A 12313-nucleotide genomic window follows, 5' to 3' on the forward strand; every position below is an offset into this window, starting at 1 on the left:
ATTACACTTAATAGTTTGATTTTCAATGAAAACAAGTGAAAAAAACGGGAGATTTAAGTGCTTTATTCGATTTTCCGTTCAAAGTATGGTTTAGTTTAAAATAAAACTGTTATATTTGTACTTGTTATCATAGAAGTGTACAATGAGATGGCAAAAGTAGGTTACATATTTAAGGCGGATCGTTACGACGGGTTCGAGGCTGACAAAGAATGGATGCAGAAGTACGGCTGTGTACAAGTGATAGAGGAACCGGTCGAAAGCGAGGCGCTACGGCCTAAATGGAAACAGCTTGTGGCGAGCCTCGAAAGGGGTGACGAGGTAGTGGTGGCCAAATTCAGCAATGCCCTCCGAGGGTCGCGCGAACTGTCGGCTTTCATTGAGTTGTGCCGTATCAAGGTGGTACGCATCATATCCATCCATGACCGGATCGACTCACGGGGTAAACTGTTTCCCGAAACGACGGTTGCCGATGTGCTGGAGATGTTCGGGGCGCTTCCCGAAGAGGTGGCGATACTGCGATATTCGTCCGCACGTGTCTTGAACCTGCAACAGAACGCGAAGATTCCGAAGAAAACGATGAAGGCTATGGATAAGGCCGACAAGGAAAATACTATTGTTGACATGTATGTCAACGGCCATTCATTCGAGGACATCATGGCGGTAAGCGGGTACAGCAGTCGGAGTTCGGTATTCAGCGTGCTCCACAGGCATGGGGTAAAACTCAACAGGGGGAAATTCAGCGGCCCCTTGGGAACCCGGAAAAAGAAAAAGGACGACAGTCCGGCGGAAGAATAACCCGTAAAACGAAAAGGGCGGCGGCAACTACCGCTTATAAACGGTTTAACTGTCGGAAAACAAGATTGAAAGGGATTCGCACTCTTGGTAACAAACAGCAGATGTTTAATTTATTAATACAGGTTAAATAAAAACGTAGTATGGAAGTAATATTGATAATCGTTGTGTTCTGGGTAGTGGGTAAACTTCTGAAAGCGGTGTTCGGCGGTTTTAGCAAGAGCGACTACCGGCGTGACCAGTAACACGTATGAGGCAACGGCGGCATTGTCTTGCCGGTTCTTTCGTGTCAGGAGTCGGAATATGATTCGTATAAATCAAAAGATGAATGTAGATAAATGAAAACTTACCTTATCTTGTTTTTGGCTATCGTTTTTGAAACTGTAGCCACTTCTTTCTTGAAACAGAGCGAACAGTTTACCAAACTCGTTCCGTCCGTATTGACCGTTCTGGGGTACGCGGCGGCTTTCTATTGCTTGAGTGTCGTACTGAAGAGCATTCCGGTAGGCATAGCTTACGCCATTTGGTCGGGAGTGGGTATCATTCTTATCGCGCTTATCGGCTTTTTCGTTTTCAAACAGCACCTCGACCTGGCTGCCATCATCGGGCTGGTCCTGATTATTGCCGGAGTGGTCGTCATCAATGTCTTCTCCAACTCGGTCTCTCATTGATGGAAGTGTCCCGTCATTGTGTTCTATACCAAACGAAAAGAAAGAAATCATGTTTTTCATCAGCATGGTTTCTTTCTTTTTTCAGCATTATAGGAAGGAGTCAAATATATACATTCAACATAAGATACAAGTATGCCTTTTCGTCCTTACTGTTATGATGTTCAAGTTCGAATTGTACCTTATCTTCACGGGCCAACCAGCCAATAGCACTACCCAACTCGGCATCATCCATCCCTGTAATTTTCTTTATCTCTGAAAATTCCCATTTACGGAGATGGTCACTATTCAATAAACGCCAAACTTTACCAGCGTTCTCGCCAATGATGTATTTATCCATAAATTATAATATATTTATTGTTATATGTATATAATATGCTATGCAAATGTACAGTTTTGATAACGAATTATTGCTTACGACCCATTAATGTTTATTAATACATCATGCATTTGGCGGAATTTTTATTCCGGATAACTGCTCAGAATGCCGCTACCAATCTTTAAACTTTTTTGATAGCGGCATTTTACATGGAACCTAAATCCGAAAAAATTACCTGCAAATTATGGCACGTTGCCGGGAATATATCCAAAATGTAACGACAATCACTAAAGTCGTCAGAATTTCAGACAACGGTAAGGCGAGCCAAATTCCTTTTACTCCCATTATGGCAGGTAATGCCATGAAGCACGGAACCAGAAAAACAAGTCCGCGCAAGACAGCAAATGTGATGGCCGGCTTTACTTGTTCCATGCTCTGATAATATCCGATAATGGAGAGGTTCAAAATAAAGAAGATGAACCCCGTGCCATAATAAGGGAATCCTTCTATCGCTATGCGTGCGGCAGTATTGTCAATGCGCAAGAATAGTCCGACAAGCAATTCAGGAAACAGGATAAAGGCGGCAGTAGAAATGACTCCGCAAACTAATGCCGCAAACACGGAAACGCGTAAGGCGGAACGAACTCTTTCCGTGCTTCCTGTGCCGAAATTGTAACTGATAATAGGCTGGGCAGATTGGGCAATGGCGTTACCTATCATGAAGACGAACGGGAGATAATAACAGCTTACTCCGAAAGCACCTACTCCGTCATCTCCCAAATGGCGCATGAATACCTGGTTGCCGATGAACAGCAATATCGCCATTGTCAATTCGCCTAACAAGGCGGATGATCCTATCTTACACTGCATTCCTATATCATGGAAGAAGAATAAAATCTTTTTTCTACCCGGACGAAGAGAATGCAAACGAGTGTCACGGGCATAGAACAACAAGTAACCCATCGCCACCGCTGCCCCGGCCAAACAACTCAGGGAGGTAGCAAATGCCGCCCCCATCACTCCCCAGCCCAGCGGGAAGATGAACAGCCAGTCGAGAACGACATTCACCGCTGCGGCTATGATGCTGCACCACATGGCGAGTTTCGGAGCGCCGTCCAGGCGCATGGCAAACAAGGCGACGGCAATCCACAACTCGAACAGCAGAGACGGGGAAAACCAGACCAGATAATCGACAACCAGCGGCAGCAAATGCTCCGACGAGCCAAGCATACGGGCGGTTTCTTCGGGAAACGCCAGAATGAATCCTCCGACGGTTACGGATATGAGCGTCACGAAAAGCATGGCTTGGGTGATGGTCGCACGTGCCAAAACGGTTTTTCCTTTCGACAAGTAAATGGAAGCGATTACGGAACAACCTGCCCCCATCATCAGTCCAACACCCATGAGTGACATCAGTAGAGGGACGCAGATATTTACAGCTGCAATCCCGTCGCTGCCCACGCCGTGTCCCACGAAAATCCCGTCGATAGTCGTTACCGCCGACATACTCAACATTCCCAACAGAGTGGGGAAAAACAGTTTCTTAAACAGAACGGAAACTCTCTCATTCCCAAAATCAATCACTTTTTCTTTCATACGTCTTTGTATTTTATATTATATGGTTTACTTCCGGCAGAAAACGACGGAAGCCGGATAAGACGATGGTTTTACCCAGTCATCTTATCCGGCTTCCATAGCCCTCCGATGAGGATTATAAAATGTCCTTTGCGTTATTTCGCCGCAAAGGTGGGCCAAAGATTTGACTTATCCAAAAAAAGTTGCATTTTTGTACATTGCTATTTAATTCTTATATATGACAAAAGCAGAAATTGTTAGCCGGATTGCACAGCAGACCGGAATAGAGAAAGAGGTCGTAATGACCGTGGTCGAGGCATTCATGGAGAATGTAAAAGATGCGATGATTGCCGGGAACGAAGTGTTCCTGCGGGGTTTCGGTAGCTTCATTATCAAGCAAAGGGCAGAGAAGGTGGCCCGTAACATATCAAAGAACACAACTATTGTGATTCCGGCTCATTCCATCCCCGCCTTCAAACCGGCAAAAGTATTCCTGAATGCCGTAAAAGAGGGAAAATAAAGGACGTGTAAAAGTTTCATTTTATTTTGTAGATTTGTATCTATTAGCGATTTAAGAGGGATTAAGTTTTTAGTCTAAAAGATAATACAGAATTGTTATGATTAAAGAATTGAGAGTTGGCAATTACGTTGCTTATAAAGGTAAACCATCTTTGGTTTGTGCATTGGATTATGATCCTAAGTTGAGAAAAGAGAATATATCCGTTGTTTATAAATGGGGAGAACCTCCGTATAAAACAAATGGAGACATTCAGCCAATATTACTTACTGAAAAATTGGTTTTGCAATGCGGTTTTAATCAGCTTGACGATTATACATTTGACAATGATGAAATGGAGATTACACAAGACTGGGATGATCAAACTGTATATTACATTACCACTCATGCTAATGAATATACGGTAAGCGGACACCGCATAGAATACTTACACCAGCTCCAGAATGCGTATTTTTGTTTATCTGGTGGAAAAGAATTAGAAGTTAACCTATAAAGAAAAGAGGCTTTTAGAACTGCCTCTTTTTCTTTATATCATGCGAGGGTATTATATATTTAATCCGTCACCTCCCAGTAATAGCTTAACTCGTTCCCTTTCAGATTCTCTTTGGCGTATTGGTCGGCTTGTTCCCAAAGAGTATTGTAAAGTACCGCCATATCCGGTCTGTTTTCATAGTATTGCCATATCTTATGGTTAAGTACCAATGTCAGTTCCGTCAAGAACTTATAGTCCCCTTTCCACTCCCTGAAAGCCCGGTTGAAAGTGTCCAAAACAGCCGCCAACCCAAATCTGTCCGCTATTGAGAAGTCTTCCCAAAAGGTTGTTTGTAACTCATAACCGTTCTCTTGCATAAATTCTTTAAATGTCATACGCTCTAAATTTTAAGTTTGAACTATTTTTTGTTTTTCCCTTTGGTACAATCCTGTACCGAAAGGTTGATTATTTTTCTGCCTATAGGATTGACGGTCGGTCCAGGCAAGAAGGCTGCGAAAAATACACTCTCCAACAAAGTCGGGGAGGAAGATTTTTCGACAGCAAGCGTAAGCGGTTCTTGACAGGACAGACAAGCGGCAATCGAACTTTGCAGAAAAAATAAGCGGGCTTTCGGCATGGAGTGTTGGGAAACGGCTGTAAGGAGGATAAAACGGGGGAAGCTAAAATGTTATAAAAGGATTACTTTCCGGCTGGATAGTCACGGTACAAAGGGGAACGGACCGCGTTTCGATAAAAGGGAAAGAGCCATGAAGATATAAAGGGGGAATTCCGGCAAAAGGATTCAGGACACATCCATTGTCAATGTATCCCGAACCTGCACCGGTCATTATCTGTACCGAATGTTTAGGAAACCCATTTGTAACCTTCGTCCGTCAGTTCAAAATATTCGTCCATTCCCGGTTTCACAAAAAACATGATTTCAAAGGCTTCGTTGCTTCTACCTTCGGGTATCGTCATGTTGATTTCTCCATTGCGGGCTGTTCCTCTTCCCGTATTGAAACCTAAGTCTTCGTCCGCATAGGCGTAATGGAATTCCACATCCGGAAATATCTCGGAAAGTTTTTGGATAAGCAGTGGCACTCCATTCCATGCCGTATCGAACCAAAGTATGTTCGGCTCTTCAAAGTCTTGGTGATAGGCATTCCATTTTGTACCCCATGTGGCGGTAGACCACTCGTACCAAGTGGGATAACCGTACTTTTTCCGATTTTCCAAATACGATGCTCCAAGTTGCAGCGCTTCTTTTCTGTCCTTTTCCGCCAATCCTTCTATCCATTGAATGGTTCTCAAAGCATCATCGTCCAATAAAAAATAGAATGGCTTCAACTGCATTGCTTCAAGGTATTTCATACCCAAATCTCCACTGCTGCTTTTTTCTATCAACAGTTCTTCAGGCATAGGAATGATGTTGTTGAAGTCGATGTAACAAGGCGTATTGTCATCATCGGTTTTACCTTTTAAGAAATTCATTACTTTTTGTACTGTTTCCCGGTCTGCGTTTATTTCTAAACGGTTTGTCACATGATTAGGCATAATCTTAGTTTTTTGAAATTGTTAATACTTATTTTCCCTTTTGTCGGTTCTTTCTTCCTGAACCGCTTTGGGGTTTTACGGATGCGGTACACGGCTGTCGGGAAAACTTCATACGGTGGCTTTCCTTGGAAAATTACTCTTACCCCGGTAAGGAAGAATTTTGCAAGAAATGCACTTCAAGCCACCGGATCAAGTGCGACGGCCTACCTTTGCATCTGGTAAAACCAAACCGGTGATGGAAAGAAGAAAAGACGGGAGATATACGAAAGACCGGGGTCGGTATAAAAGGCGGATATTGCTCCGTGAGTAGTGATAAAAAGGAATGGAGCTGATTATAAAAGGAGACGGTTCTGTGTTTCGCCCATTCGATAAAGGATACCGCAACCATCTCTGGCGGATGCGTTGCGGTATTTTGTGGACAGCATTTTATGCGGCCTTGTCCGGCTTGCGCTGCCTTGTTTTCCAGCCGTACACGGCGGCTACATACGGATAGAGGGAACGTGTTCTCCGGCGGAAACCTTCTTCGTCGATTTCACGGTTGTAAATCTTATCGGCGATACGCTCCGCTTCATCACGGTCTTTGGCGATACGATACAAGGTGTAGTTCGTACCGTCATGATGGCCCATCCGTCCGCGAATGTTATAGCCGTCGCCGTACCATTCTGCATCGTCGCACTGGGATTTCAAAATATCGGCAATGGTGCTGCCCAATATTTGATAGCCTTGTCTCCGGCCGTTCCATAATCCCAAGTTGCCGAACACGACAATAATGCCGTCCACTTCTTTATTCAGGTTGCTCCGTTCGTCGTCCAGCCAGCGATATACTTCTTCTGCCCATTCTTCATCGCTGACCTCGTAACAGTCATCGTCCAATATTTCCCGTTGTGAATTTTGATAGTATTCTTTTGCCGTTTCGTCCAACAGGTCATAGCTTGACCAAATCATCTGTTTCATACGTCTTGAATTTTAAGTTTGACTTTTGTTTTTTTATCCCTGCCTTCGGAGGGTTTCCCTCGTCCGGCGGGATTTGATTTTACGTGCGGACCACAAGGCGGACAGAAGGGAAACAAGGCAAGGAGGAAGCGGATAGTCCTATGGACGATTTCATTTGTGTTGAACAAGTATTGACGAGCTTGCGAGTTGATGGTTGTTAACCTCAAATGAAGCCGCGCCTTGCCGGTTCCCGACCGCCTTAACTTTGCACGGGAAAATCAATGGACGACGGCGGACTCTTCGTGTGGAGTATGAAGGAGTATAAAAGTATAGACGTTCCGGAACGGTAACGAGCAAAACAAAAGCGGCCTTCGGGCCGCTTTGTCTCAAAAAGGCAGGAATTACTTCTTGCCCTTCTTCGGTTTCTTTGCCGGTTCCGCAGGAACTTCCTCCTCTTTATCGACAGCCGGATAAAATTTGACTGCAACCGTCACGATGCGGTTGTGCAGCACGCCGTCTTTGTCGGTCCATTCTTCGGGTTTAAAATAGCCCTCCACGGTAAGCAGCGTGCCCTTGGTGAGCTGGTCGAACGACCCGGTATTCTCGTTCTTGCGCCACGCTTCAATGTTCATGAAAGCGGATATACGCTTGGTATCTTCGCCGTTCTTCTCCTGACGGGCCACTGCCAGCGGGAAACGTGCGACACTTGTGGTGGTGAACTGACGGACTTCGGCATCTTTTGCCACGAATCCGGTTACTGCGAAATTGTTCTCGATCTTTTTCATTGCGATTGCTTTTTGAAGTTAATAAATCAGTTTTACGGTGCATAAAAGTAGGTGCAGTAAAGGGCTGCACCAAGGATAGCGCATAAATACTCTTTATTTTGGAGGCGAAGCCCCAAACCGCAAGCCCGATAAAGGAAGATTTGTGCGATACGCCATTGGTCAAGACCATCGGGTCGCGCCCGTCTGCATACTAACTTTGCAACGAAAAACGATATGGCGACTTCAAATAGAAAGCGGTCGCGAAAAAGTCGAGGCGAAACAATCCGCAGCGGACTCGGAAACATGAAAGACCTGTCCGTCCACCGACACAAGACCGCTCCCGTTCCGGCAGGTGGGCGGGAAGAACATCAGGCGAGAAAGTGTATCGGCTGTTTGGGGTTGAAGCGGCAAGAACGATATACCGTTTAACAACCATATACGCTGCATCGTGGAAAATACTATCGGACGAAGATCCGGCAAAAGGCGTGTGCGACGTATCGATATCGCTGTCTCTATCCGGCAAGAGAAATGAGGGAAAGAAGAGGTAAAGGAAAAATGGCCGAAGTCTGCCTTGAAACAAAGCGGAGAAGCCGCCTTTGCATGAGTGGCCGTTCGATATAAAAGGATATGGCGCAGCCGAAATGTATAAAGGGGTATTTCCGAAGGAAACGGTATGAGTGTCTGTTCGGAAATAAAAGAGGTGTAATAGTCAAGACTTGTTCTGACAGCTTGTTTAGTATCGGACAAAAAAACTGTCAGCTGTTTGTTGCGAAGTTACGCAACTTTCTTGACTCTCACAACCGGATGGTGTTATATTAACGCCATTCGGTTTTATTGTTTCCTGATTTTGGAGTTTGTATTTCCTTGCGACGGCAATCCCTTCGATAAAAGTCTGCATGGGTGTTTTTCCGAAACAGTACTTTCCGGAGTGGGTTCTTTGGGTGTTGTAGGAGTTCATCCACGCATCGAGGTCTGTTTGCAGTTGCTCAATAGAGGTATAGATTTTCTTTCTAAATGCGATTGCATAGAACTCGTTCTGCACGGTTCTGTTGAATCTCTCGCAGATGCCGTTTGTCTGCGGGCTTTTCGCCTTGATTTTAGAGTGGTCTATATCCTCCACAGCCAGATACAGTTCATATTCGTGGTTTTCTCTGTTTCCGCAGTATTCCGTTCCTCTGTCTGTGAGCATACGCATCAGCTTCAGGTCATGCTGCTCGAAGAAAGGCACTATCCTGTCATTGAGCATATCGGCAGCGACAAGGGCGTTCTTCCTGTCGTATAGCTTAGCAAATCCGATTTTGGAGTAAGTGTCAATGACGGTCTGCTGATAAATGTGTCCGACACCTTTGATGTGTCCAACATAATAAGTATCCTGGGCGACAAGGAAACCGGGATAATAGGTTTCTATCTCTCCATGAGCCTGTTTCTCTTCCTTTGCTTTCTCCAATGCAGCCACTTGGTTCTCATCAAGGATAATGCCCTCTTGTTCCACTTTGGCAGACAATGCTTTCAGGCGTTTCTGGAAGGTCTCCATATCGTGCCGCAGCCAAATGGAGCGTACTCCGCCCGGCGAAACAAGAATGCCTTTCTTCCGCAATTCATTGGATACACGCACCTGCCCCAATGCCGGATTGTCTATCGCCATCCCTACCACAGCCTGCTCGATGTGTTCTTCCACACGGTTCTTTATGACAGGCTTACGGCGTGAGATCTCCTGCAAGGCGATTTCACCTCCTTGTTCATACAGCTCCTTAAAACGATAAAAACTGTCACGGCTATAACCCATAATCTTGCAAGCACGTGATACGTTTCCTAACTGTTGGGAGAGTTCAAGCAATCCCAGTTTGTTCTTGATGACTTTTTCTGATGTGGTCATAACTCAATCTGTTTTCTGTTACAAATTTATTCTTTTTATACGTAACTGTCAGATTAAGTCTTGACTATTACAAAAGAGGGTATCGCACCCGCGTATCTGTTTTAGATTTTAGCCGGTGTAACCGGGCTGAAACTGGTACTCCAGCCCGTACTACATTTACCTTTTTTCTGTTTTGGTCTGTAATTCTACCGGCTCGTCATCCCATGTCAGTTCTTTGCCGAGAAGTTTGTAAACAGTCCCTTTGGGGAGTTCTATCTCGATTGGTACATTGTACACTTCTTCCAAATACTCCCAATGCCCACACCGGCCCCGAACGGGCTTTTCGGGCATAATCCATTCTGTTCCGTCTTTATTTACTGCCAACCATGCCATAATATCACATTTTTAGTCTGTTCCTTAGTAGTAATTTTATTCTTCTTGAGCTATCATTCTCTTACTGTATTCCAAAATTTTATCCATCGTAAGCCACTCCGGTTTTTCTCCCTCCTTGAAGCTATCATGCAGTTTTATCATAAACTCAATTTGCAATTTTTCGTCGCCAGCCCATAAGGTTTTGGGGTGTCTGTTACCGTAATTGAGGTAATACTCGCAGTCTGACCGTAAGCGGTCTAACAGTTGGTATCTGAAAACCGAATCCCTGTGTATTACTTCGTCTACCGTTACTCTTCCATTTGAATTTGTTACATCGTTTGTCATAACCTATAAAATTTTGAGTTTTCTTTTTCCCTCTTGTAGCACCTGCTACTTTCGGGCCTGATTTAATTATGTCGCCTCGAAAGGTGTCATAGCTCTTTATGCAAGGTTTCACGATTAAATACTACCCGTGCGAAGCGGAGGGTGGAGATTTTGTCGTGAACCGTCAGGCTTTGACCTTGCATACAAGAACGGCATGACAAGTACCTTTGCGACACAATTTATATCAGGCAGCCCGAAAGCGATGTGCGAACACAGGGAAGAGAAGGTCTCGTGTAAAAGGTTGATGGGCGATAAAAAGGGTTTGCAGCGAAAAGAGAAATATAAACGGGTATTCCGGGGCAGTATAAAAATTGATCGTGAGGATAAAAGGGGGATTGTGCCAGCATGTCTATTGCGAGAAAGAGGAACGGGCTGAAGCTGGTAGTTCCGGTTCAGCCCGCAAAGCGCATTGGAGGTCTTTTGCCTGTTCCTGTCAGAAATGGGCTACCATAATCCGATGTTTGAAAATCCTGTTTTTATCGCTCGGTCGCCGTTGCTTTATCCAGATATGGTGTGCTCCGTATCCGAATATGAAATAGTCGTCGAGCGTGGTTTCGTTCTTCAAGCGTTCCATACTTGCCCGAAGTTCGGTTTCGTCAGTTGCAAAAAGAATCGTGTTCATGATTCGGAAATAGATTTCTTCCGCTTCATCGCTATAGCGGCAAAAGACGTGTTCGATTGTTACGTTCATGGTTCTATTGGTTTGATTGAGGTGTTTCGGGTACATTAGTCATTATTGATTCTCCGTCTTGATTGAAAATTTCTATTGTCGGGTTGCCGTCGTTTTCTTCGGGGAGCATAGATTCCGATGTATCGGTCAATGCTTGCCACTCTTCATAGCAAAGACGGTTGTCAATGATGTTCGACACGTCCTCACAGTTCCATGAGCGGACGATTGCCTCGGCTTCTTCATAACTGTCCGCTTTCACACTGAAATAATCCCGTTCCCAACTTGTAACCTTACGGTCTTGATAAAATTTGTATTCTCCCATATCCTTGTTGTTTTAACCGCTTACTTCTACAATATCCTCTATTCTGCCGTACAGTATCGAGCGTAACGCTGTTTTGTCAATCGCATAATACTCGTGAATACTTCCGTGCTGTTTGACGAAATACCGTTTGAGGATGTCGGAAAAGTCAAAGTGATAACCGCTCAAGGCAATTCCACGTTTGAAATAGATACTTTCCCATACGTTACGGGTAATCCAGTTCTTTTCTTCCCGGTTTAACTTGCCTCCGTTGTTCAGGTGTACCCGCAATTTGTAAACCTTGCTGTCCTGCAATGTCGCCAGTTCGGGAATGTCCCATTTGACGAATTTTGTTGCTATCTGTGTCATACGTTTGCTATCGTTTAATCATGGATAATCACTTCATCACGGTATTCTGAAATTTCCTTGCCGCTTTCAAGGCGGACAACTATGGTATTGCCATAGTCGCCCACGATTGTGCCTTCCATGTAACCTTTATATGGATTGAGCAACGTGCAGGACAAACCGATAATATCGCTATCTTCTTCGTATTCGTACATAGTGAATTGTGTTTAGGTTTAGGATAACTTAATGTTCCATTTACCTTGCGAGAATATCCGAAAGCTCACGTATTCGTCCTCTAACTCGTATGTCAGTATGCGGATATAGATTTTGTCTTTGGCTGCCAATAAGGCTATTAATTCGTTGATTGCTTTTTCCGGGTATTCCCAGCGGGAATCAAATTCGGCATCTACCGTGTCGCCATACCGGTTGACAAAGCCGTTGAAATTATCGTCCAGAAATGCCTCTATCTTATTGAGGTCTTGTTTGTTTTCCGTACTTGCGTGGAAAATGTTTGTTGCGTAGTTTGCCATAACTTTGAATTTTAAGTTTTCTTTTTTCCCTCTTGTAGCATCCAGCTACTTTCGGGCTTGATTTAATTATGTCGCTTCAAAAGGTGTCATGGCTCTTTATGCAAGGTTTCACGATTAAATACTACCCGTGCGGAACGGAGGGTGGAGATTTTGTCGTGAACCGTTAGGCTTTGACCTTGCATACAAGAAAGACATGACAAGTACCTTTGCGACACAATTCATATCAGGCAGCCCGAAAGCGGATGTGCGAACACAGGGAAGAGAA

19 protein-coding genes are annotated in these 12313 nt (G+C 44.5%); 5 read left to right on the forward strand and 14 right to left on the reverse strand.

The genetic code is table 11. The annotated features are described in order from the left end of the window. The first annotated feature begins 147 nt into the window (after nucleotides 1-147). Together ACHLI0_RS18135 and ACHLI0_RS18140 are read left to right on the forward strand one after the other, a co-directional pair. A complete protein-coding gene (locus ACHLI0_RS18135; protein ID WP_007571946.1) occupies nucleotides 148-795 on the forward strand; it encodes a recombinase family protein in 648 nt (215 codons plus the stop codon). A gap of 335 nt (nucleotides 796-1130) precedes the next feature. Further along, nucleotides 1131-1463 carry a DMT family transporter gene (locus ACHLI0_RS18140; RefSeq protein WP_008654963.1) on the forward strand — a complete coding sequence of 111 codons (333 nt, stop codon included), beginning with the start codon at nucleotides 1131-1133 and terminating at the stop codon, nucleotides 1461-1463. Nucleotides 1464-1563: 100 nt separating this feature from the next. On the opposite strand, the gene ACHLI0_RS18145 is transcribed toward ACHLI0_RS18140, so the two are convergent. Then, nucleotides 1564-1800 (reverse strand): winged helix-turn-helix domain-containing protein, encoded by a 237-nt coding sequence (locus ACHLI0_RS18145; RefSeq protein WP_007571944.1) that lies wholly within the window; start codon nucleotides 1798-1800, stop codon nucleotides 1564-1566. A 210-nt stretch (nucleotides 1801-2010) separates the two neighbouring features. Beyond that, entirely contained in the window at nucleotides 2011-3375 is a 1365-nt protein-coding gene (locus ACHLI0_RS18150) for an MATE family efflux transporter (RefSeq protein ID WP_007571943.1), read from the reverse strand. Between the two features lie 217 nt (nucleotides 3376-3592). Between ACHLI0_RS18150 and ACHLI0_RS18155 the strand changes: the two genes are divergently transcribed. Beyond that, entirely contained in the window at nucleotides 3593-3874 is a 282-nt protein-coding gene (locus ACHLI0_RS18155) for an HU family DNA-binding protein (protein WP_007571941.1), read from the forward strand. A 97-nt stretch (nucleotides 3875-3971) separates the two neighbouring features. Continuing rightward, on the forward strand, nucleotides 3972-4364 hold the full coding sequence (locus ACHLI0_RS18160; RefSeq protein ID WP_007571940.1) for a hypothetical protein: 393 nt from the start codon (nucleotides 3972-3974) through the stop codon (nucleotides 4362-4364). A gap of 59 nt (nucleotides 4365-4423) precedes the next feature. On the opposite strand, the gene ACHLI0_RS18165 is transcribed toward ACHLI0_RS18160, so the two are convergent. The 4 genes from ACHLI0_RS18165 to ACHLI0_RS18180 form a co-directional block, all read right to left on the reverse strand. Then, nucleotides 4424-4738: a hypothetical protein gene (locus ACHLI0_RS18165; RefSeq protein ID WP_007571936.1), complete on the reverse strand. Its 315-nt coding sequence runs from the start codon at nucleotides 4736-4738 to the stop codon at nucleotides 4424-4426. Nucleotides 4739-5207: 469 nt separating this feature from the next. Next, nucleotides 5208-5897 carry a DUF1281 family ferredoxin-like fold protein gene (locus ACHLI0_RS18170; RefSeq protein WP_007571930.1) on the reverse strand — a complete coding sequence of 230 codons (690 nt, stop codon included), beginning with the start codon at nucleotides 5895-5897 and terminating at the stop codon, nucleotides 5208-5210. Nucleotides 5898-6323: 426 nt separating this feature from the next. Then, the gene (locus tag ACHLI0_RS18175) at nucleotides 6324-6851 is read right to left on the reverse strand and encodes a hypothetical protein (RefSeq protein ID WP_007571928.1); all 528 of its coding nucleotides are present in this window, start codon (nucleotides 6849-6851) and stop codon (nucleotides 6324-6326) included. A gap of 380 nt (nucleotides 6852-7231) precedes the next feature. Then, nucleotides 7232-7615: a single-stranded DNA-binding protein gene (locus ACHLI0_RS18180; RefSeq protein ID WP_007571923.1), complete on the reverse strand. Its 384-nt coding sequence runs from the start codon at nucleotides 7613-7615 to the stop codon at nucleotides 7232-7234. Nucleotides 7616-7828: 213 nt separating this feature from the next. On the opposite strand from ACHLI0_RS18180, the gene ACHLI0_RS18185 reads away from it, so the two are divergent. Further along, nucleotides 7829-8023, forward strand: a complete 195-nt coding sequence (locus ACHLI0_RS18185) for a hypothetical protein (RefSeq protein WP_080715528.1) — start codon at nucleotides 7829-7831, stop codon at nucleotides 8021-8023. A gap of 304 nt (nucleotides 8024-8327) precedes the next feature. Here ACHLI0_RS18185 and ACHLI0_RS18190 read toward each other — a convergent pair whose 3' ends face one another. The 8 genes from ACHLI0_RS18190 to ACHLI0_RS18225 form a co-directional block, all read right to left on the reverse strand. Beyond that, entirely contained in the window at nucleotides 8328-9470 is a 1143-nt protein-coding gene (locus ACHLI0_RS18190) for an IS481 family transposase (RefSeq protein ID WP_005867787.1), read from the reverse strand. 156 nt (nucleotides 9471-9626) lie between these two features. Then, on the reverse strand, nucleotides 9627-9842 hold the full coding sequence (locus ACHLI0_RS18195) for a thioredoxin domain-containing protein (protein WP_007571920.1): 216 nt from the start codon (nucleotides 9840-9842) through the stop codon (nucleotides 9627-9629). A gap of 36 nt (nucleotides 9843-9878) precedes the next feature. Continuing rightward, a complete protein-coding gene (locus ACHLI0_RS18200) occupies nucleotides 9879-10166 on the reverse strand; it encodes an LPD11 domain-containing protein (RefSeq protein WP_007571918.1) in 288 nt (95 codons plus the stop codon). Nucleotides 10167-10638: 472 nt separating this feature from the next. Continuing rightward, nucleotides 10639-10896, reverse strand: a complete 258-nt coding sequence (locus ACHLI0_RS18205) for a DUF8466 domain-containing protein (protein ID WP_007571911.1) — start codon at nucleotides 10894-10896, stop codon at nucleotides 10639-10641. Nucleotides 10897-10900: 4 nt separating this feature from the next. Further along, complete coding sequence (locus ACHLI0_RS18210) at nucleotides 10901-11197, reverse strand: hypothetical protein (RefSeq protein ID WP_007571910.1); 297 nt, start codon at nucleotides 11195-11197, stop codon at nucleotides 10901-10903. Between the two features lie 12 nt (nucleotides 11198-11209). Further along, nucleotides 11210-11542, reverse strand: a complete 333-nt coding sequence (locus ACHLI0_RS18215) for a hypothetical protein (protein ID WP_007571909.1) — start codon at nucleotides 11540-11542, stop codon at nucleotides 11210-11212. 14 nt (nucleotides 11543-11556) lie between these two features. After that, the gene (locus ACHLI0_RS18220; protein ID WP_007571908.1) at nucleotides 11557-11733 is read right to left on the reverse strand and encodes a hypothetical protein; all 177 of its coding nucleotides are present in this window, start codon (nucleotides 11731-11733) and stop codon (nucleotides 11557-11559) included. Nucleotides 11734-11751: 18 nt separating this feature from the next. Further along, nucleotides 11752-12048, reverse strand: coding sequence for a hypothetical protein (locus ACHLI0_RS18225; RefSeq protein ID WP_007571905.1), 297 nt, complete (start codon nucleotides 12046-12048; stop codon nucleotides 11752-11754). Nucleotides 12049-12313 lie beyond the last annotated feature (265 nt).

This window comes from Bacteroides sp. RCH18 (assembly GCF_058231005.1).

What these genes read in the sequence shown, in the direction of transcription:
- ACHLI0_RS18135 (WP_007571946.1), top strand. Translation starts at nt 148, where the DNA reads ATGGCAAAAGTAGGTTACATATTTAAGGCGGATCGTTACGACGGGTTC.
- ACHLI0_RS18140 (WP_008654963.1), top strand. Translation starts at nt 1,131, where the DNA reads ATGAAAACTTACCTTATCTTGTTTTTGGCTATCGTTTTTGAAACTGTA.
- ACHLI0_RS18145 (WP_007571944.1), bottom strand. Translation starts at nt 1,800, where the DNA reads ATGGATAAATACATCATTGGCGAGAACGCTGGTAAAGTTTGGCGTTTA.
- ACHLI0_RS18150 (WP_007571943.1), bottom strand. Translation starts at nt 3,375, where the DNA reads ATGAAAGAAAAAGTGATTGATTTTGGGAATGAGAGAGTTTCCGTTCTG.
- ACHLI0_RS18155 (WP_007571941.1), top strand. Translation starts at nt 3,593, where the DNA reads ATGACAAAAGCAGAAATTGTTAGCCGGATTGCACAGCAGACCGGAATA.
- ACHLI0_RS18160 (WP_007571940.1), top strand. Translation starts at nt 3,972, where the DNA reads ATGATTAAAGAATTGAGAGTTGGCAATTACGTTGCTTATAAAGGTAAA.
- ACHLI0_RS18165 (WP_007571936.1), bottom strand. Translation starts at nt 4,738, where the DNA reads ATGACATTTAAAGAATTTATGCAAGAGAACGGTTATGAGTTACAAACA.
- ACHLI0_RS18170 (WP_007571930.1), bottom strand. Translation starts at nt 5,897, where the DNA reads ATGCCTAATCATGTGACAAACCGTTTAGAAATAAACGCAGACCGGGAA.
- ACHLI0_RS18175 (WP_007571928.1), bottom strand. Translation starts at nt 6,851, where the DNA reads ATGAAACAGATGATTTGGTCAAGCTATGACCTGTTGGACGAAACGGCA.
- ACHLI0_RS18180 (WP_007571923.1), bottom strand. Translation starts at nt 7,615, where the DNA reads ATGAAAAAGATCGAGAACAATTTCGCAGTAACCGGATTCGTGGCAAAA.
- ACHLI0_RS18185 (WP_080715528.1), top strand. Translation starts at nt 7,829, where the DNA reads ATGGCGACTTCAAATAGAAAGCGGTCGCGAAAAAGTCGAGGCGAAACA.
- ACHLI0_RS18190 (WP_005867787.1), bottom strand. Translation starts at nt 9,470, where the DNA reads ATGACCACATCAGAAAAAGTCATCAAGAACAAACTGGGATTGCTTGAA.
- ACHLI0_RS18195 (WP_007571920.1), bottom strand. Translation starts at nt 9,842, where the DNA reads ATGGCATGGTTGGCAGTAAATAAAGACGGAACAGAATGGATTATGCCC.
- ACHLI0_RS18200 (WP_007571918.1), bottom strand. Translation starts at nt 10,166, where the DNA reads ATGACAAACGATGTAACAAATTCAAATGGAAGAGTAACGGTAGACGAA.
- ACHLI0_RS18205 (WP_007571911.1), bottom strand. Translation starts at nt 10,896, where the DNA reads ATGAACGTAACAATCGAACACGTCTTTTGCCGCTATAGCGATGAAGCG.
- ACHLI0_RS18210 (WP_007571910.1), bottom strand. Translation starts at nt 11,197, where the DNA reads ATGGGAGAATACAAATTTTATCAAGACCGTAAGGTTACAAGTTGGGAA.
- ACHLI0_RS18215 (WP_007571909.1), bottom strand. Translation starts at nt 11,542, where the DNA reads ATGACACAGATAGCAACAAAATTCGTCAAATGGGACATTCCCGAACTG.
- ACHLI0_RS18220 (WP_007571908.1), bottom strand. Translation starts at nt 11,733, where the DNA reads ATGTACGAATACGAAGAAGATAGCGATATTATCGGTTTGTCCTGCACG.
- ACHLI0_RS18225 (WP_007571905.1), bottom strand. Translation starts at nt 12,048, where the DNA reads ATGGCAAACTACGCAACAAACATTTTCCACGCAAGTACGGAAAACAAA.